Source organism: Halorussus salilacus (assembly GCF_024138125.1).
Classification (GTDB): Archaea; Halobacteriota; Halobacteria; order Halobacteriales; family Haladaptataceae; genus Halorussus; species Halorussus salilacus.
This window is the reverse complement of record NZ_CP099993.1, coordinates 1562802-1581168: the sequence shown is the minus strand read 5'-3', so window position 1 is coordinate 1581168 and position 18367 is coordinate 1562802. Positions and strand designations below refer to the sequence as shown.

At 63.7% G+C, this 18367-nt stretch carries 15 protein-coding genes; 8 read left to right on the top strand and 7 right to left on the bottom strand.

Annotation, left to right across the window (positions count from 1 at the left end):
* The first annotated feature begins 101 nt into the window (after positions 1-101).
* On the top strand, positions 102-1412 hold the full coding sequence (locus NGM10_RS08180; protein ID WP_253483794.1) for an MATE family efflux transporter: 1311 nt from the start codon (positions 102-104) through the stop codon (positions 1410-1412).
* Positions 1413-1540: 128 nt separating this feature from the next.
* Complete coding sequence (locus tag NGM10_RS08175; RefSeq protein WP_253477032.1) at positions 1541-2929, top strand: MATE family efflux transporter; 1389 nt, start codon at positions 1541-1543, stop codon at positions 2927-2929.
* A 274-nt stretch (positions 2930-3203) separates the two neighbouring features.
* Here NGM10_RS08175 and NGM10_RS08170 read toward each other — a convergent pair whose 3' ends face one another.
* From NGM10_RS08170 to citZ, 3 genes are all read right to left on the bottom strand, one after another.
* Complete coding sequence (locus NGM10_RS08170) at positions 3204-4283, bottom strand: SagB family peptide dehydrogenase (protein ID WP_253477030.1); 1080 nt, start codon at positions 4281-4283, stop codon at positions 3204-3206.
* Entirely contained in the window at positions 4280-5350 is a 1071-nt protein-coding gene (locus NGM10_RS08165; RefSeq protein ID WP_253477028.1) for a nitroreductase family protein, read from the bottom strand. Before NGM10_RS08165 ends, NGM10_RS08170 begins: the two co-directional genes overlap by 4 nt.
* A gap of 178 nt (positions 5351-5528) precedes the next feature.
* A complete protein-coding gene (gene citZ / locus NGM10_RS08160) occupies positions 5529-6668 on the bottom strand; it encodes a citrate synthase (protein ID WP_253477026.1) in 1140 nt (379 codons plus the stop codon).
* Between the two features lie 154 nt (positions 6669-6822).
* Between citZ and NGM10_RS08155 the strand changes: the two genes are divergently transcribed.
* Positions 6823-8043, top strand: a complete 1221-nt coding sequence (locus NGM10_RS08155; RefSeq protein ID WP_253477023.1) for a potassium channel family protein — start codon at positions 6823-6825, stop codon at positions 8041-8043.
* Here NGM10_RS08155 and NGM10_RS08150 read toward each other — a convergent pair.
* The 3 genes from NGM10_RS08150 to NGM10_RS08140 all read right to left on the bottom strand — a co-directional run bounded on the left by NGM10_RS08150 (position 8040) and on the right by NGM10_RS08140 (position 10817).
* The gene (locus tag NGM10_RS08150; RefSeq protein WP_368408616.1) at positions 8040-8303 is read right to left on the bottom strand and encodes a DUF7536 family protein; all 264 of its coding nucleotides are present in this window, start codon (positions 8301-8303) and stop codon (positions 8040-8042) included. The two genes, NGM10_RS08155 and NGM10_RS08150, sit on opposite strands and share 4 nt — an antisense overlap.
* A 405-nt stretch (positions 8304-8708) precedes the next feature.
* Positions 8709-9386 carry a hypothetical protein gene (locus NGM10_RS08145; RefSeq protein ID WP_253477019.1) on the bottom strand — a complete coding sequence of 226 codons (678 nt, stop codon included), beginning with the start codon at positions 9384-9386 and terminating at the stop codon, positions 8709-8711.
* Positions 9387-9485: 99 nt separating this feature from the next.
* The gene (locus NGM10_RS08140) at positions 9486-10817 is read right to left on the bottom strand and encodes an MFS transporter (protein ID WP_253477016.1); all 1332 of its coding nucleotides are present in this window, start codon (positions 10815-10817) and stop codon (positions 9486-9488) included.
* A gap of 113 nt (positions 10818-10930) precedes the next feature.
* Here NGM10_RS08140 and NGM10_RS08135 point away from each other — a divergent pair, with 113 nt between their 5' ends.
* The 5 genes from NGM10_RS08135 (at position 10931) to NGM10_RS08115 (ending at position 16738) form a co-directional block, all read left to right on the top strand.
* On the top strand, positions 10931-12973 hold the full coding sequence (locus tag NGM10_RS08135) for a hypothetical protein (protein ID WP_253477013.1): 2043 nt from the start codon (positions 10931-10933) through the stop codon (positions 12971-12973).
* A gap of 368 nt (positions 12974-13341) precedes the next feature.
* Positions 13342-14019 carry a DUF7504 family protein gene (locus NGM10_RS08130; protein WP_253477010.1) on the top strand — a complete coding sequence of 226 codons (678 nt, stop codon included), beginning with the start codon at positions 13342-13344 and terminating at the stop codon, positions 14017-14019.
* Between the two features lie 115 nt (positions 14020-14134).
* Positions 14135-15091, top strand: a complete 957-nt coding sequence (locus NGM10_RS08125; protein ID WP_253477007.1) for a succinylglutamate desuccinylase/aspartoacylase family protein — start codon at positions 14135-14137, stop codon at positions 15089-15091.
* A gap of 1 nt (position 15092) precedes the next feature.
* The gene (locus NGM10_RS08120; RefSeq protein WP_253477004.1) at positions 15093-16220 is read left to right on the top strand and encodes a pyridoxal-phosphate dependent enzyme; all 1128 of its coding nucleotides are present in this window, start codon (positions 15093-15095) and stop codon (positions 16218-16220) included.
* The gene (locus NGM10_RS08115) at positions 16217-16738 is read left to right on the top strand and encodes an NUDIX domain-containing protein (protein ID WP_253477001.1); all 522 of its coding nucleotides are present in this window, start codon (positions 16217-16219) and stop codon (positions 16736-16738) included. Before NGM10_RS08120 ends, NGM10_RS08115 begins: the two co-directional genes overlap by 4 nt.
* Positions 16739-16760: 22 nt before the next feature.
* On the opposite strand, the gene NGM10_RS08110 is transcribed toward NGM10_RS08115, so the two are convergent.
* On the bottom strand, positions 16761-18185 hold the full coding sequence (locus NGM10_RS08110; protein WP_253476998.1) for an amidohydrolase family protein: 1425 nt from the start codon (positions 18183-18185) through the stop codon (positions 16761-16763).
* Positions 18186-18367 lie beyond the last annotated feature (182 nt).

The window sequence follows — 18367 nt, the reverse complement described above, 5'->3', positions numbered from 1 at the left end:
TCAAAACGCTCACGCCCCTCGGAACGACTACGATGTCCGTCTCGTTGCGCGCCCGCCTGTTCGCGGTCTGGGGGCGCGTCCTCTCGCTGTCGTGGCCGGTGATGGCCGAGCAGGTGTTGCGCACCCTGATGCGGACCACCGACATCGTCGTCACCGGCCTGTTCTCCCCCGCGGCGGTCGCGGCCATCGGCCTCGCCGACCTCTACGCCCGCCTCCCCCTTCGAATCGGCCTCGGTCTCGGCGGGGGCGCGATAGCCCTCTCCAGTCAGGATACGGGAAGCGACGCCACCGCCAACCGCGACGAGGCCGTCACGCAGGCCATCCTCGTCGGCGCGCTCTCGGGGATTCCGTTCGTCCTGTTCGGCTTCCTCGCTGGCGAGACCGCGATATCGATTCTGGGCGCGCCCTCGAACGTCGCCGAGATGGGCGGCACCTACCTCGCGGTCATCTTCGCCACCGCGCCCGCTCGCCACGTCGCGCTCGTCGGCGCGCGCTCGTTGCAGGGGACCGGCGACACGCGCACGCCGATGTACGTCAACGTCGTCTCGAACCTCCTCAACATCGGCGGTACGGTCGCGCTCGGCCTCGGGGTCGGCCCGTTCCCGCGCTGGGAGATCGTCGGCGTCGGCGTCGCCACCGCGTTCGGCAACCTCTTCACCGCGGTGGCGCTCGTCGCGGCCATCCGCTGGGGACTGACCGAGGCGTCGTTCGCCCGGCCGAGCGACCTCACCATCGCCCGCCAGCTCCTGACGGTCAGCGCGCCGCGAATCGCGGAGGGCCTCGTCGCGACCGTCGCGGAGTTCCCGTTCAACTCCATCCTGCTCGCGTTCGGGACCGACGTGAACGCCGCCTACCAGATCGGTCGCCGGATGTACCAGCAGGTCACCGGACCCCTCTCGCGGGGCTACAGCGTCGCCTCCAGCGTGGTGGTCGGGCAGGCGCTCGGCGAGGGCGACCCCGACCGCGCGCGGTTCGAGGGGTGGGCGACCGGCGCGCTCGCCCTGCTCACGGTCGGGGCCATCGGCGTGGTGCTGTTCTTCGGGGCCGACTGGTTCGTCGAGTTCTTCACCGACGACGCCGCGACCCTCGACTACGCCGCCGACTTCGCCAGGGTGTACGGCCTCTCCGCGCCGTTCCTCGCGCTGTTCGTCGTCCTCTCGGGGTCACTGCAGGGCGGCAGCGACACCACGACCCCGTTCGTCGCCCGGACCACCGGGATGTTCGGCCTGCTGGTCGGCTTCTCGTGGGTGGTCGGCGTCCACCTCGACTACGGCGTGGTCGGCGTCTACGCCGGTATCTTCCTGTACTACGTCTGGGCGCTCGCGGTCGTCGCCGCGGGGTTCCGGTGGGGCGGATGGGCCGACCGAGCCGCGAAGATGATGGAGGAGCGCGGGAGCGTCGAGGAGGCCTGACGTGTTTCTCGCTTCGACGCTCGCTCTCCTCTCTCGACCGCGGCTGAGCCACGATATAGATAATAATGAATGTAGAACAAAAAAAAAAAAAAAATATTTAATTCTATAGATATACAAAATACGGAAACATGATCAGGGAACTCGTCCGTCGCCGCTCGCGTTTGGTTTCCGTTTGGCGGCGGGTGTTTGAGCTTTCTTGGCCAGTAGCGACCGAGCAAGTTCTTCGAAATCTTATGCGAACGACTGACGTTCTTGTGACTGGTCTCTTTTCGCCTGCAGCAATTGCGGCACTCGGACTCGCAGACCTCTACGGTCGACTTCCGTATCGGATTGGGATGGGTATAGGCGGCGGTGCTATTGCACTTTCGAGTCAAGACACGGGAAGCGGTGCAACCGAGAACCGCGACGAGGCCGTTACACAGGCGTTGCTCCTCGGTATCCTATTCGGCGTTCCATTCGTAATTTTCGGTGTCACGTTCGGCGATGTCGCCATCTCGATGCTGGGTGCTCCCGAAAATGTGGTCACAATGGGAGGAACGTATCTTGCTATCATCTTTGCGACGACGCCCGCTCGCCACCTCACACTAATCGGTACTCGCTCACTTCAGGGAATCGGTGATGCTCGAACTCCAATGTACATCAACGTCGCTTCGAATCTCCTCAATATTGCTGGCACGGTCGCGCTGGGACTCGGTTTAGGCTTCTTTCCTGAACTCGAAATCGTCGGTGTCGGAATCGCGACCGCTGTTGGAAACGTGTTCTCGGCAACTGTGATGGTGGCCATCCTCTGGAGCAACCGGACGCCAATCGGATTCACTCGCCCGACAGATTTCACGATCACTCGTCAGTTGTTTTCTGTTAGTGTGCCACGTATCGCTGAAGCCGGGGTTGTTACTATCACAGAATTTCCGTTCAACGCTATTTTACTCATGTTCGGGACGAACGTCAACGCCGGGTATCAGGTCGCAAGACGAATCTACCAACAACTCAATGCACCGCTCTCACGGGGATACAGTGTCGCGTCAAGCGTTCTCGTCGGACAAGCCGTCGGTGAGGGTAACATTGACGATGCGCACTTCAACGGTTGGGCAACTGCTGGGTTAGGACTCTCGACCGTTGGACTCTTCGGAATTGGACTGCACCTATACGCTAACCAAATTGTTCTATTGTTTACTTCTGATTCGACTACAATACGGTACGCGACAGAATTTACCCAAATCTACGGCCTCATCGCCCCGCTCCTCGTTCTCTATCTCGTGTTTGTGGGGGGATTGCAGGGAGGGAGCGATACCCGGACACCGCTTTTTATTCAGACAGTCGGTCTGGTTATTCTGAGACTCGGTTTGGCCTACGTTGTGGCCGTTGCGCTGGGATATGGCCTGAGTGGGGTTTACGCGGCCATCGTCGTTTATTACGTTTGGCTGATGGTCGCTGCCGGTACAGAATTTTATCGAGGTACGTGGGCAGACCGTGCTACGGAAATGATGATACAGCGCGGAAGTGGGGATACGCGCTAGGGTGGCCTTCATAGTAGCCACTATATTCCACTATAAAAATGAGTCCTCTATATTATATAAACAATAATTTATATTCATGGTAATTATTAGGATCTATAATAGAAGAAAAATTAATAATAATAGCCATCTGTTTTTCTGATGGAGGTGACAATAATGAGTGATGAAACCGCAGAAGCATGGGAAATGAACGAAATCGAGTCCGAGAAGCGGGCTTGTACCCTCACATGCGACCCTACTAACTAGTACCGTCTCGAAACTACTCTTTTTAGGAAAGTCAGTACACGCTTGCACACACGAGAATTGGCTCCGTTAGTCGGTCGATTTCTAACTCCGCCGCCAGTTGTTGCTTGTCAAACTCCTGCTCGAACATAACGTTCAAATCGGTTGCGACACAGACGAGCCGAAACGTTTCCATCAGGTGTCCAACATCGTGGTTCGGGATTCGGAAGGCACGGGGGTCACGGTACTTCCACATGTCCCGCGCGAGAACAGACGTGAAGACGACGACGAACGAGGGTGTGCTTCCGGTAGCGCGCCGCAACGACTCTACGACGCCCTTTGCGGTTCCTATCCGTTCTAAACCGTGCTCCTTGACCGAGTAATGATAGACTCCTCGTTCGATTCCATCCACATCAAGCACAGCGACGTACGCTTCTGTCGGATGACGGGACCCGCCAGAGGGACTCGTCTTTAACAGGAACTCTCCAACACCCTCTAACGTTTGTCGTCCAGTTTCTCCAAATGAGTAGAACAGCACTTCTGAAAGCGTTTCAGCATCGACAGTACTCTCGTTTCGGGTTGGTTTCCGACCGTCTTCCGCCAGTACGGTGGCTATCGATTCGAGCGTCTCGTCGTCGTCAACTTCCCCGAGTTCGACTCGCGGCACGTCTTCGTACTCTTTGTACAACGCTGGTGGAGGCCCGTGACGCTCTGATCGCTTCACAACTCGTTCTAAGATCGATTCCGAGTCGTTGTCGTCGTAGTACGGGTAGTCACGGATGCAGACGTAGTAATCGAATGCGACACCCCATCCGAATTCCTCCCATTGCTTTCGTTCACGTTCGAGGTCGAATACTTCCGAATCCGGTGAAGCGAGGATATTCTTGCTTTCGAGCATTTCGACGACCGACTCGGCGGCTTCTTTTGACAACTCGTGCTTCTGCTCGGCGAGTACTTTCAATTCCTCACGTTCGATCCACTCGCTCGCCTCCCCGAGGAGTCCGAGAAGTCCGTAGTTCGGTATCTCATAGCTTCTGTTCCGGTGAAAGTCCCTGATAATGTATCTAGATCTGTCCTCCTCGAAGTGAGGCATCACGCTGATAAATGGATTCGTTCTGACCTCGCTCGCCGTCATTCGTCTTCCTCCGTTTCTCGACCGATGGTGAGCGTGTAGACGACTGCTTCGTCGAATCCGTCTGCACCGACTACTCCATCCGCCAGACTGTCTTTTAATGCTGCACACTGGAATACGTCGAAGCCGAAGGCATTTGCCGTCAGTAACAGTCGGTGGGCGTGTGTCGAAACGACTGTGAACAGATGGCGTAACCCCATAGACTGTGGATGGATATGGCGGAATTTTTGGATATCAGTCGATATCACGAGCGTGACCGGAGCGTCCTCAATGAAGGGCTGATTGACAACGATGCTCTGCAAGAGATCGTCGGTTTCTTTCTCAGTGTATTCTGTGTCGAGGTTCCGTAGAGAATGCCTCTCAAGTTCGTATCGGTATACGCCGGACTCAACATCGGGAGAGCGGGCCACGACGGGATAGATGGTGAGCGGAAATCGTGAGGCTTCGAAAAATGATGCCCCGTCCGAAACGTTCTGTTCGTCGTCTCGGGTCGCCTTTCGAATCGGCGCAAGGGCGTGATACAGTATGGAGGACAGGTCCGTACTATCGATGGGAGACCCGTCGAAGTCACGGCACGTCCTTCGGTCCAGTAGCACTTTGTCGAGTGGTTCGTCCGGAACCTCCTCGGGGGTCGGGAGTTCGATTACGTCCCTGTCGCCTTGAGTGGCAGTCTCCAATTCCTGTTCGTAGACTCGCGGTTCAATGACGGATTCATCACGCGTAGAAAGATGATAATACAGCGACCTGTCCCAGTCGTGTTCGAACCACGTTTGTCCTCCCTCCACCTGTTGATGATTCTCAAGCAGGAGGCCGCTCTCGATTAACTCCTCCACTTCGTGCTCTGCTTCCGCGCGCACGAGGTCGTGTTTCTCGACCAGATAGCTACAGAGGGTTTCTCTCGTCTTTCCATCGAGCGCGTATTCGAGAAGTTCGACGGTGCGGATATCCTGAACTGCCCGGTTCCCTGACGAACTGCCCGCTACAACAGCTGTGAGTGGTGAACCAGGCTTCCCCGACGACGGACCCCACTTGAATTGCGCCGCTAGATTCGTACTGTACTGCTCACTCATACTAACCCATTCATAACTAATAAAATATAAAATGAATGGGTGATTAAAATAGTAGAATTCGAGATACAACCTCGTCTCACTATCGTTGTGTTTTCCGCGCGATATCTATCAAAAGCAACGCAGAAGTCGTCCTCTCCTTGAGGGTTCGTCGGTCTACTCGTTCGTTTCGTTCACAGTTCTACCGCTCGCTAATCGGCACCCACTCTTCCTGCTTCGACCCGGTGTACTTCGCGCGCGGCCGAATCAGCCTATTGTCCTCGTACTGCTCCAGCACATGGCCGATCCAGCCGCCGACACGGCTCATCGCGAAGATGGGGGTGTAGAGGTCGATGGGAATGCCCATCTGGTAGTACGTCGAGGCCGAGTAGAAGTCGACGTTCGGGGCCAGCCCCTTCGACTCCTGCATGTACTCCTCGATTGCGACCGACATCTCGTACCACTTGGTGTCGCCCGCGGCCTCGCCGAGCTCCTCGGACTTCTCGCCGAGTATCTTCGCGCGCGGGTCCTTGACGTTGTAGACCCGGTGGCCGAAGCCCATGATCCGGTCGCCGCGGTCGAGGGCGTCGTCGACCCACGTCTTGGGGTCCTTGCCGCTGTCGTCTATCTCCTTCAGCATCTTCATCACGTTGGCGTTCGCGCCGCCGTGGAGCGGTCCGGCGAGCGTGCCGACAGCGCTCGTGACCGCGCTGTGGAGGTCCGACAGCGTCGAGGAGGTCACCATCGAGGAGAACGTCGAGGCGTTGAGGCCGTGGTCGGCGTGGAGCACCAGCGCCATGTCGAACGTCTCGGCCAGCACCTCGTCGGGTTCCTCGTCGTTGAGCATGTAGAGGAAGTTCTCGGCGTGGCCGAGGTCCTCGCGGGGTTCGACGGGGTCGTTGCCGTTCCGGATGCGCTTGAACGCCGCGACCGCTGTCGGGACCTTCGCGGTGATGCGCCGTCCCTTCCGGAGGTTGACCTCGCGGTCGGTGGGGTCGGCCGTCGAGTCGTCGGGGTCGTAGGCCGACAGCATCGAGACGACGGTCCGGACCGCGGCCATCGGGTCCTCGTCGGCCTCGGCGAGCCGTCGGACCGTGTCGAGCACGTCGTCGTCGAGTTCGCGCTCGGCCGACATCGCGTCGGCGAACTCGCCGAGCTCGTCCTCGGTGGGGAGTTCGCCGTGCCAGAGCAGGTAGAGGACCTCCTCGTAGCTCGCGTTCCGGGAGAGGTCCTCTATCGCGTACCCGCGGTAGATCAACCGTCCCTCGTCGCCGTCGATGTAGCTGAGTCCCGATTCGGCGACGACGACGCCCTCTAACCCTTTCTTGACCTCGTCTGACATACCCTGATACTTCTCGGCATGTCGGGAAAAGGATTATCTTTCGTTTCCGTTGTCCCGCCGTCCCACGGAACGCTCCCACGCACGGCGACGTCGGGGTCTTCCCACGGGGTCCGGCCCACGAACGTTTTTACCGTATAGCGCAGAACGTCGGGGTATGGACCCGTCCGGGGACGATGTCGAGTACGAGCCCGTCAGCGTCAAGGAGGTGCTGGCGGAGATGAAAGACACCGCCGAACTGCTCATCGACCTCTCGTTCTCGGCGGTGCTACACGGAAGCGACGACATCGCCCGCGAGGTGCTCGACCTCGAAGCCCGGATGGACGTGCTCGAACTCCGGGCGCGGATGAGCCTCCTGCTGGCCGCGAGAAGCCCCGAGGACGCCGAGGGGCTCGCGCCGGTCCTCGGCGTGGTCGGGGCGGCCGAGAAGATAAGCGACGCCGCGGGCGACATCGCCAAGGTCGTCCTCGAAGACATCGGCCTCCCCGAGGCGATGCGGGCCGCCCTCCCCGAAGCGGTCGAGACGCTCGTCCGCGCGGAGGTCGCACCCGACGCCGGACTCGCGGGCCGGACGCTCGGCGACCTCAATCTGGAGACCGAGACCGGCGTGCGCGTCATCGCCATCCACCGCGGCGAGAGCTGGATCACCAACCCCGACCGCGACACTCGCCTCGAAGCCGGGGACACCGTCCTCCTGCGGGGCACCGAGGAGGGAATCGCCGACGTGTACCGGCGCGCGACCGGCGAGAGCTACGAACCGCCCGACTCGCCCGAGCCCGGGACCGACGACCTCGAACGCGCGGTCGACTCCATCGTCCTGATGAAGAACATCAGCGAACTCGCGGTCGATCTGGCGTACGGTAGCGTCCTGTTCGACAGCGAGGCGGTCGCCGAGGAGGTGGTCGAACTCGAAGCCGAGGTCGACGCCCTCCAGTCGCGATTCGAGGCGTGGACCCTCCGGGCGGCCTCCCGGGTCGAGGACCCCGTCTCGCTACGGGGGCTGGTCCACCTCGCCAACGCGACGGAGGTCATCAGCGACGCCGCGGTCGAGATCAGCGAGGGGGTCCTCCGGGGGCTGGGAACCCATCCGGTGGTCGCGCGCGCGGTCGAGGAGAGCGACGAGGTCATCGTTCGCGAGTCGGTCGCGCCGGACAGCGAGTTCGACGGCGTCACCCTCGGCGACCGGCAGGTGCAGACCGAGACCGGGATGCGGGTCATCGCGGTCCGTCGTCCCGGCGACGGCCCCGCGAGCGGCGACTGGGTCATCCAGCCCGGACCGGACACCGAACTCCGGTCGGGCGACGTGTTGCTCGCGAAGGGGACCCGGTCTGGTGCACAGCGACTCGCGGAGCTGACCGGGTCGGAATCGGCGAGTTAGAGGTCCTGCTCTTGAGCCAACCGATACGCCGAGAACAGCGTCAGGACCGCGGTCGCCAGCGCGCCGAGCGCGCTGGCGAGGACGAAGCCAAGCGCGAGATAGTACGGGGTCGGTCGGTGGGTTCCCGGTCCAAACACGAACAGCGAGAACACTCCCGCGGTGACGAGCAGGGCGAACGCGAACCCGACCATCGCGTTCCGCCGGACGTTCAGCGCCTCCGCGAAGTTGGCCCGCGGGCGGTCTGGGACGCTTCGGGACACGTTCGGGGGTTCGGAGCGGCGGGTCAAAGGCGCGTCGATGTGGCGCGAGTTCGGTCGCGAGCTGGCGTCCTCGCGCTCGTGCCGTCGGCCGCGGTCGGACCGCAGACGCTGTCGAAGACGGTGCGAAGCGGGTTCGATTGGTGGTCTTCTCGGTCGCGCGAACGGAGTTCGGGAACCGGAACAACACAACCTACAGGAACGCCGTTCGATTCGGAAACCCGGGGGTCGAACGAGGCCGGGTGTCCCGCTATTCGTCCTCGTCCGAACTCGAGCGCTGTCGGCCTTTTGCGACGCGCTCCCCGCCGCCGAGGAGACTCTCCTCCGCTCGTCGTCGGTCCGACTGCTCGTCTTCGGATTCGCTCATGTATTTCGATAATCGAGCCGTCCTGATAGTCTTTTGGCTCTTCACCGCCATTCGCGCAGGTCCTCGATGGCCCGCCGGGTCTGTTTGATAAGACCCGACACCCAAATAAGTCCGAAAAGCAGGAGGAACGACGGCAGAGAAAGCCACCACGGAACCGGTCGGAGGAATGCTTCGAACGCTCCAAGCGAGAGGAACACGATACCGAAGACGACGAATACGACCGTCGAAGTTATCAACGGAATATTCCGGATGTTCGTACTTCTGTTGAAATTGATTCGGACGATGTAGTTCTTCACGAGAAGCTCCTGAGCCTCCTGTGTCGGAAGATCTGCCCTGAGAAGGGTAGTAAGATTATCCGAATTAACGCCCACGTCGAGTTCCGAGGCGGTGTAGGTCGTGGCGGCCAGCGCCGTAGAGAGGACCAACGATCCTATCCCGAGCGTCGTGTACACGTTTGCGAGCGAATCGACGCCGAACCATGTGGTACCGGAATCACCGTTTCGTGTCGTGATAGACAGCGCCGATACGATGACACCGATGAGAAGAACGTTGAGACGTAGTATTCGACTCGCTTTCGTATCGATGTCGGCGAGCGTTTCTTTCTGAACGTCGACCGTCTCCCGTGCTTCGGAACGGAGTTCGGACAGTAGCTTCGGGTCGCCACCGAAATCGACCGATTTCAACTCCGCACGTAATTTGTCGGGGTCCCGACTCGACATCGTTCGATTCCGATGGTCGCGCTCCTCTCGTATTAGGTTTTATATCCGATATAGTTGAAAGAGCGAATTATCGTCGGACTGGATTCTGACGTGTCCCGACTACCGATACGCCTCGAACTCCTCGCCGAAGACGAGGAAGTACCCCGTGCCGACCACGCCGATGGCGGCGGCGATGGTGAATGCGACCTCCGGGCTGACGAACTCCCAGAGGTAGCCCCCGAGCGCCGCGCTCGGGATGACGACCGCGTTCCGGAGCAGGTAGTAGGTCCCCGTCACGCGCCCGCCAGCGCCTCGCTCGGCGGGGCCGACGATGAGCGCCTTGTGGGAGGGCAGGCCCGCGAACCGAAGCCCGGAGAACGCGAACACCAGAATCATGGCAGGTGCGGTTTCGGGCGCGTAGATGAGGACGACCGGGAAGACGGCGTACACCCCGAACCCGAGCGCGACGACGGGCTTGAGCCCCACGCGCTCGGCGGCCTTCGCGGCGGGTGCCATCACCAGCAACGCGACCAGCATCTCGACGCCGAGCAGGTAGCCGAAGAACGCCTCCGGCGAGAGGTCGACGGCGTACGAGAACCCGGCGAGCGACACGGTGGCGTCCAGTCCGACCTCGAATATCCGGGTGACCACGAGCACGAAGAAGACGTACACCATGCCGTTGGCGAATCGGACCAGCGTGTCACCGACCAGCAGGGGCCGGAGTTCGCCGGGCATCTCCCGGAGGTCCCGCCGTATCTGTGCGATTCCCTCGAAGGACCCTCCGACGGTGTCCTCGCTGGCGTCGTAGAGGACGTGCTGGACGACCGTCCCGAGCGCGCCGAAGGCGACCGCGACCGCGAGCACGTACCGGAAGCTGACCGTGAACTCGGGGTGGAGGCCGATGAGGACCGCCGCCAGTACCGGGCCGACGAGGAACGCGGTCCGGCGGAACGTCTCGGTGCTGGCGAACCCGGCCGCGAGCCGCGAGGGGTCGGTGGCCTGCTTGACGACCGCGAACGACGCGCCGAGGCCGAACGACTTCCACGCCTGCGCGAGGAGCAGGCCGACGAAAATCCAGAGCCACGGCTCGACGGTCGCGCCCCCGATCTCGACGGTCCCGATTCCGGGCGCGAGGAGCCAGACCGCGAACCCGACCGTCGAGAGCAGGCCGAACAGCGTCAGCGCGTACCGCGAGCCGATGCGGTCCGAGACCGCGCCGCCGGGATACGGGTAGACCGCCGAGATGACGTTCCCGAAGGTGCCGAACAGGCCGACGACGAACCCCGACGCGCCGAGCGCGACCACGTACTCGGGGAGGAACCGGTTGGTCATCTGGAACCCCAGACTGAACGCGAACATCGCGAGCGAGAGGACCAGCACGTCCCGCTGGAGCCCGAAGAACTGCCGGAACGCGTCGAGGGGTCCCGCGGCCTCCGCCCGTTCTCCTGCCATATGCGAGCCATTCGACGGGAGTTACAAAACGTCTCGGGTGGCTCTTTCGTGTCCCGCCCCGAGATAAACAACTAAGTGTCTGATGCGTGAGTTGAACACGCAACGAACGAACAATGAAGCCGGAAATCACCGCGCTCGTCGAACCCCATGGAATCCGCCTCACGGACTCCATCGAGCGCACGCAGTTCGACCTCTACGCGCCGTCTGCCGTCTCGCCCACGCTGACCGACACGGACTCGTTTTACTTCCCGGTCGACGTCGCGGCCGCGGTACAGACGCGGTCGCTCCGGACCACGAAAGGCCTCGACGTGTACGTCCGGGACACCGACGGCGAACTCGTGGGACAGTCCGGCACGGGGTCGGACCTGAAACTCCCGTTGGGCGCGTACAACCTCGAACTCGCGAACACGCAGATGAAGGTGTATCTGGCGGTCGAGAGCGAGATTTCGGTCTCGGGGAGTACCGAAGCGGTCACCGTCTCGTTCGGGGGAGAGACCCGCGTCGAGGTCGGCGCGCGGTCGCTCCACCAGCGCCCCGCCGGAACCATCACGGTCCCCGACGACATCGGGGCCACGATGGACGCCGTCTCGTTGCTCGGCTCGGCGCTCAAGACCACGTCGTGCGAGCGGTCGTTTCCCACGCTACGCGGACACCCGCCACTTCTGGAACCCTGCGAGGAGTTCGCGGTCGAGGGGGAGGTCGTCCGGCCGGAGACGGGAATCCGAATCGAGGTGCCCGCCGACCGCGAGTCGGTGTACGAGGCCGCGCCGCTGGCGTACTACCTCGGTGCCGACGTGGTGCCGGGCGACGAGCCGCGGCTGGTCACCGACGACTTCGCCCGCCCGCTCGACGCGTCGGGCCGACTCCACGAGGCGGTCCGGCGCGTCCTCCAGCAGGTGTTCTTCCTCGATTGCGTGACTCGCACCGAGGGCTACTATCAGGTGGACCTCCGCGAGCGCGAGCGTCTCGAACCCGAGGTCGACCTCGACTTCGCCGACCTGTACGACGCGCCCCTCGCCGAGCAGGTCGAGCGCTACCTCCAAGTCCCGTTCGACGTGGTCGAACCCCACCTCCCGCAGTGGAAGGTCACGATGGACGTGTCCCCGACCCACGACAACGTCGCGGTCCTGCCGTTCGCGGCCGACGAACTCGCGCTCGTCAGGTGCCCCGACGAGCCGGACCCCTCGGTCGTCGACCCCGAACCCCGCGAACTGGGGTCGTTCTACCGCAGTTCCAACGAGGGCGATGGCCCCGCGAGCGACGTGATTCAGCCCGACCCAGTCGACACCATCGAACACGTCTGGGTCGGCGACGAGATGCCCCTCGGCGCGAGCAAGGCGACCCCGGAGGCGCTCAAGCGCCGCCTCGACGTGACGCCGAAACGCCACATCTCGGTGGACGTGGTCTGCAACGACGACCGAATGCGCGAGGAGGACGTGGTCGGCGACATCTACGGCACGCGGGACATCTACGACTTCGAGGTCTCGGTCCACAACAATCTCGCGACTGGCGACCTCCGGGACCTGCTCGAATCCGGGACGGACTTTCTCCACTACATCGGCCACGTCGACGACGACGGGATTCGGTGTCCGGACGGCATGCTCGACGCCGGAACGCTCGAAACGTCGGGCGTCCGGAGCTTCATTCTGAACGGCTGTCGCTCCTACGAGCAGGGCGAGGTACTGGTCGAGAAGGGGAGTCAGGTCGGCGTGGTGACGCTGGCGAAGGTCGGGAACGAACCGGCGACGGACGTGGGGAAAGAATTAGCTCGGTTGTTGAATCACGGTTTCTCCATGCAGAGCGCGCTGTCGGTGGTGACCGACGTGAAATCCGTGGACCAGCGGTACGTCATCGTGGGGGACGGTAGTCTTGAGCTTGTCCGTTCCAAATGTGGAACGCCCGCTATTCTCAAACCCGAAAAGACAGAAGATGGGATTTTACTGGAATTTGATCCCTATCCTACGATTAACTCTCCTACTGGAGGTTTTACTACGACCAAAATCAATGGTCAACAGATTCCATCGCTCAATTATGCTGTCTTCCAGAAAGCCGTTAATCGAGAAGCCTTAGATGAATTCTTCGCCGAATCAACACACCCCGTCGAACTAGATGGAGAAATTGTCTGGTCGGACGACATCTCCGCAATGGACATTTAAGGTCCGATAGTATCGCATCGATTACATCCCAACGGTTCAACAACATCCATTAAATAAACCCCCGCCAAAAACGCCACTCTAACCACCCGTGGATGGCGTTTCATCCAATCACGAACCCGCTCTTTGACCATATTCCCGGTTGAACGACCGGCCAAAAAATACTTTCCGTAACGAACTCATCATAACGTAATTTAAATCCTTCGCTCAATACTTCTGGTTTATCCAACACTATTGACTCAGGTTCTCATATGGTTTATTCTATTCGAGAATACACTACTCAAAATAAGCATATCTGTGTGTCTTCGAACTATTTAATCTATTGAGAAAGTAAAAAATTTTAAACCGTATCGGGTCCTCTCACCACGCAAATGAACGACGACCGAGCGGGTGCCGGAAGCGAGACCTTCCACGAACGGTTGCGGGCCCTGAAACGACGAGGCTGTAATCTGCTGGTCACCGGTGAGGTGCGAGAAGCGGTCTCTCAGCGGATGACGCGCAAACTCATGGGGTCTTCGGAACTCCCGCGAACGCGGGTCCTCGCGCTCACCGACCAAGATGTGGGGGACGTGCCGAACCTCCTGCCCGCTGGCGTCTCGCCGTCGGACGACGCGGTTCACGTCGTCGACCCCGAGTTCGGGACGCGGTCGGCGTCGGCCGAGTCGGCGCGTCCGACCGGCCCGGGGTGGTCGCGAAGCGACTTGAACGACCTCCAGACGCGACTCTGCAACGCCATCGCCACCGCGAAGATCGCCAACTCGGGGTTCGATTCCGCCGAACTCCGCGTCTCGCTGTTCACGCTCTCGTTCCTCGTGAACCGCCACGACACGGCCGCCGTCGAGCGGTTCGTGACCGCCGTCGGCGACCACGTCGAGGGCTCGTCCGGGATGGCCCACTACCACCTCCCGCTCCCCGACGACTCGAAGACCGTCCGACGCCTCGCTCCCCTCTTCGACGCCCGAATCGAACTCCGCGAGAAGAACGGCCGACCCGAGCAACGCTGGCACCTCCCCGGATGTGCCGACCCGACCTCGTGGGTCGGACTGTAGGCTCGACCCCGCGGCCCTCGGTACGCTCGACACCCGCCGTAATTCTAATCTAGTTGTCATTATCATTTCGCCCATACCGAACCGCTAAAGGGCGAGTAGCCGTCCGTTATGGGTAATGACGACGCTCGGAACGGCGAGTGCGGCCCCCGGGGAGATGGACACCGGGCGACTGCAGGTCGGCGAAACGCGCGACGGAAGCGACTTCGGTCTTCCGGTCGCGGTCCTGAACGGGGCCGAGGAGGGCCCGACGCTCTATCTGCAGGCGGTCAGCGACGGCGACGAACTCAACGGACTCGGCGTGCTCCAGCGCGCGATTCCCCAGATTTCGCCAGCGGAGCTCTCGGGGACGATTCTGGTGGTGGGCATCGTGAACTACCACGCGTTCCAGGTCGCGGAGCACCGCAACCCCATCGACGACACCAAGATGAACCGGGCCTACCCCGGCAACGAGTCGGGGACCTCCAGCGAGCGCATCGCGGCCGCGACGTTCGAGGCCGCGACCCGCGCCGACTACATCCTCGACCTCCATCAGGGGTCGACCAGCCGGATGATAAACGAGGTCCGGGTCCGGTGCGGCCAGCGCCACCGCCTCCACGACGACTGCCTCGAACTCGCGAAGGTGTTCGGTTGCGGCCACGTCCTCGACCAGAAGGGTCCCGACGGCCAGCTCGCCCGGGTCGGCCCCGACGAGGGCATCCCGACCATCGACCCCGAACTCGGCGGCTGTATCGGGTGGGACGACGAGAGCATCCGGTACGGCGTCGAGGGCGTGTTCAACGTCCTGCGTCACTACGGCTTCCTCGACGGCGAGGTCGAGACCGACCCCCAGACTCGTGCGACCGGCTTCGACCGCTACGGCTCGCCCGTCGGCGGTCTGGTCGACTTCCGGAAGGACCTCGGCGACGAGGTCGAGCCCGGCGACGTGCTCTTCGAGGTGACCGACCCGTTCGGTCGGCTGAAGGCAGAGGTCTCGGCCGACGACTCGGGCATCTTCTGGCGGTCGCGCCGCCTCCCGCAGGTCGCGACCGGCGAGTACGTCTGCTCGGTCGGGACCAACGTCGACGAATTCTGAGATGGCTCCCGCCTCTACCGCTCCGTCCGACCTCGCGTGCCCCGCCTGCGGCCGCACCTACGACGCCGGACCGGACGAGCCGTGGCGATGCGACTGCGGCCACCCCCTCGAACTCGCCGACCGACCCCTCCCGGACGGTCCCGCGCCCGATTTCTCGGAACTCGACGCTCGGGAGGGCCTGTGGGCGTTCGCCGACTTCCTCCCGTTCTCCGAGCGCGTCACGCTCGGCGAGGGCTTTACCCCGCTCCAGCGCCCCGATACTGCGGACTGGGCCCCCAACGTCCAGTTCAAACTGGAGTACGTCTTCCCCTCGGGGAGCTTCAAGGACCGGGGCGCGACCACCACGCTCTCGCGGGCCGCCGAACTGGGCGTCTCCCGCGTCGTCGAGGACTCCTCGGGCAACGCGGGCGCGGCCGTCGCCCAGTACGCCGCCCGAGCGGGCATCGACGCCGACATCTACGTTCCGGCCGACGCCAAGCCCTCGAAGCTCGCGGCCGTCGAGCGCGTCGGCGCGACCCCCGTGAGAATCGAGGGGTCGCGACAGGACGTGACCGACGCGTGCGTCGAGGCGGTCGAATCCGACGACGAGGCGTGGTACGCCAGCCACGCGTGGAACCCCGCGTTCTTCGCGGGCACCGCGACGTTCGCCTTCGAGGTCGCGGCCCAGCGCGACTGGGACGTGCCCGACGCCGTGGTGACGCCGCTCGGACACGGCACGCTGTTTCTGGGAGCCTACCGGGGCTTTCGCGCCCTGATGGACGCGGGCTGGACCGACCGGATGCCCCGCCTGCTCGGCGCGCAGGCAGAGGGGTACGCCCCCATCGCCGACGAACTCCACGGTCCCGACGAAGCCGCGGGCGACAACGACGTGGCCGACGGCATCCAGATTTTCGACCCCACCCGGAAGGACCAGATCCTTGACGCCATCGACGCGACCGACGGCGACGCCCTCGCGCTCGGCGAAGCGCCGGTGGCCGACGCGCTCGACCGCCTTCACCGCGGGGGGTTCTACGTCGAACCGACCTCGGCGGTCGCGCCCGCCGCGCTCGCGGCCTTCCGCGAGCGCGGCGTCCTCGACCCCGACGACGACGTGGTGGTTCCGCTGACGGGGAGTGGTCTGAAGTCGTGACGGTCCGACCGGCCGACTACTGCCCGGACTGCGGTAGCGCGACCACCGCCCGCGAAATCGAGGAGAGGGAGCGACGCTACTGTCCGTCCTGCGAGCGCGTCATCTGGCAGAACCCCGCGCCCTGTGCCGCGGTCGCGGTGGTCGACGGCGAGTCGGTCCTGCTGGTCGAGCGCGCGGTCCCGCCGGGGGTCGGCGAGTGGACGATTCCCGGCGGTCACATGGAGGTCGACGAGCAACCAGAAGTCGCCGCCGCGCGGGAACTCCGGGAGGAGACCGGCGTCGGCGTCGACCCCTCGGCGCTCTCGCTGGTCGACGCCGAACTGCTCGCGCCCTTCAGGGGCAAGCGCGCCGTCTCCATCGTGTACGCCGTGTCGTTCGCCGAGACCGAGGGGACGCCGACGGCGGGGTCCGACGCCGCCGACGTTCGGTTCTTCGCGCCCCGAGAGGTCGGCGAGGAGGCGTTTTCGTTCCGGCCTCACGTCCCCGACCGCGTCGAGCGGGCGCTCGACGCGGTCTGATTCGACCTGTCCGTCGGTCTGCCTACAGCCACCCCTCGTCGGCCCGCGCGACCAGTTCGGAGTCGGCCGCGCGCCAGTCGTCCTCTGCGTCGGCGAAGATTCGGGTCGCGCGCTCGGTCGCCTCCGCGACGACGGCCTCGGGGTCGGCGTCCACGAACTCGCCGTCTCGGAGAATCGGCTCTCCGGCGACGAACACGTCCCGGACCTCGCGGCCGGTGGTCGAGTGGACGAGGTTCGGTACCGCGGTGTGGAACGGCTCGGAGACGGTCGGCGCGATGCCCAGCGACTCCACGTCCACGGTCACGATGTCGGCCTTCGTGCCTTCTTCGAGCGTGCCGACCTCGTCGGCGATGCCCAGCGCCTCCGCGCCCTCGACGGTCGCGAGTCGGAGCGCCTTCCACGAGGGGAGCGCGGTGGGGTCGCCCGACTCGACCTTCGAGAGGAGGCTGGCGGTCCGGGCCTCCCGGAGCAGGTCGTGGTGGCCCGGTCCGGGTGCCTGATCGGTCCCCACGCCCGCGATTCCGCCTCGGTCGAGGTAGTCGGCGACCGGCGGCACCTCGCCGTCTATCATCCCGATGGAACTCGGGTTGGCGACCATCCGCGCGCCGCCCTCGACCAGTCGCTCGCGCTCGCCGGGGGTCGTCCCGTGGCAGTGGACCGCGACGAGGAAGTCGTCGAGGACGCCCATGTCGTCGAGGACCGAGACCGTGGACTCCTCGCGCCCGTAGCGCTCCTCGACCTGCAACCGCTCGCGCTCGCCCTGCGCGACGTGCATGTGAACGTCTCGCCCGTACTCGCGCGCCCGCGAGCAGATTTCGGCGAGCAGGTCTGCCGAGACCATGTCGAGCGCCTGCGGACCGTAGGCCGGGGCGACGAGCGGGTCGTCTCCGTACCTCTCGAACAGCGCCTCGGCGCGGTCGAGCGCGGCCTCGCCCTTCCCGCGGTCGAAGGGGTAGAGCTCTCGGGGGCCGAGGTCGGCGCGGTCGTCCGGCACCTCGTTTACGGTCTCGACCGCGACCGTCCGGACGCCGAGCGGTCGGTACACCTCCTCGACGAGGCGGCCGACCTCGCCCGAGTACTCCGCTATCGTGGTCACGCCGCCCCGGACCGCCTCCAGCACGCCGAGTCGCGAGCCGACCACCTCGTCCTCGGGGGTCGCGTGGTTCGCCAGCGGCCCGAGCGCGCGGTTCATCCACTCGATTTCGGGCACGTCCTGCGCGCCGCCCCGGAGGAGGGTGTGGCGGGTGTGAGCGTGGGCGTTCACGAGGCCGGGAATCGTTACAGCGCCCGAGCCGTCGATTACGGTGTCGGCGCTCCCCTCGAACTGCGAGGCGGGGCCGACGTACGCGATTTCGTCGCCGGAGATGCCCAACGCGCCGTTCTCGACGATGCCGAGGGCGTCGTCGCGGAACGTCAGGAGCGTGGTGTCGCGGACGAGGGTGTCCATGTCCGAACCCTCGGGGAGACGCGGCTTAGGTTTCGGGGTGGCGGAACGGGGCGCTCGGCGGTCGCCCGGCGGTCGCTCGACCGCCCCGGACCTCCCGGCCGAAGGCGCTCCCGCCCCGGACCTCCCGGCCGAAGGCGCTCCCGCCCCGGACCTCCCGGCCGAAGGCGCTCCCGCCCCGGACC

What these genes read in the sequence shown, in the direction of transcription:
- NGM10_RS08180 (WP_253483794.1), top strand. Translation starts at nt 102, where the DNA reads ATGGCCGAGCAGGTGTTGCGCACCCTGATGCGGACCACCGACATCGTC.
- NGM10_RS08175 (WP_253477032.1), top strand. Translation starts at nt 1,541, where the DNA reads ATGATCAGGGAACTCGTCCGTCGCCGCTCGCGTTTGGTTTCCGTTTGG.
- NGM10_RS08170 (WP_253477030.1), bottom strand. Translation starts at nt 4,283, where the DNA reads ATGACGGCGAGCGAGGTCAGAACGAATCCATTTATCAGCGTGATGCCT.
- NGM10_RS08165 (WP_253477028.1), bottom strand. Translation starts at nt 5,350, where the DNA reads ATGAGTGAGCAGTACAGTACGAATCTAGCGGCGCAATTCAAGTGGGGT.
- citZ (WP_253477026.1), bottom strand. Translation starts at nt 6,668, where the DNA reads ATGTCAGACGAGGTCAAGAAAGGGTTAGAGGGCGTCGTCGTCGCCGAA.
- NGM10_RS08155 (WP_253477023.1), top strand. Translation starts at nt 6,823, where the DNA reads ATGGACCCGTCCGGGGACGATGTCGAGTACGAGCCCGTCAGCGTCAAG.
- NGM10_RS08145 (WP_253477019.1), bottom strand. Translation starts at nt 9,386, where the DNA reads ATGTCGAGTCGGGACCCCGACAAATTACGTGCGGAGTTGAAATCGGTC.
- NGM10_RS08140 (WP_253477016.1), bottom strand. Translation starts at nt 10,817, where the DNA reads ATGGCAGGAGAACGGGCGGAGGCCGCGGGACCCCTCGACGCGTTCCGG.
- NGM10_RS08135 (WP_253477013.1), top strand. Translation starts at nt 10,931, where the DNA reads ATGAAGCCGGAAATCACCGCGCTCGTCGAACCCCATGGAATCCGCCTC.
- NGM10_RS08130 (WP_253477010.1), top strand. Translation starts at nt 13,342, where the DNA reads ATGAACGACGACCGAGCGGGTGCCGGAAGCGAGACCTTCCACGAACGG.
- NGM10_RS08125 (WP_253477007.1), top strand. Translation starts at nt 14,135, where the DNA reads ATGACGACGCTCGGAACGGCGAGTGCGGCCCCCGGGGAGATGGACACC.
- NGM10_RS08120 (WP_253477004.1), top strand. Translation starts at nt 15,093, where the DNA reads ATGGCTCCCGCCTCTACCGCTCCGTCCGACCTCGCGTGCCCCGCCTGC.
- NGM10_RS08110 (WP_253476998.1), bottom strand. Translation starts at nt 18,185, where the DNA reads ATGGACACCCTCGTCCGCGACACCACGCTCCTGACGTTCCGCGACGAC.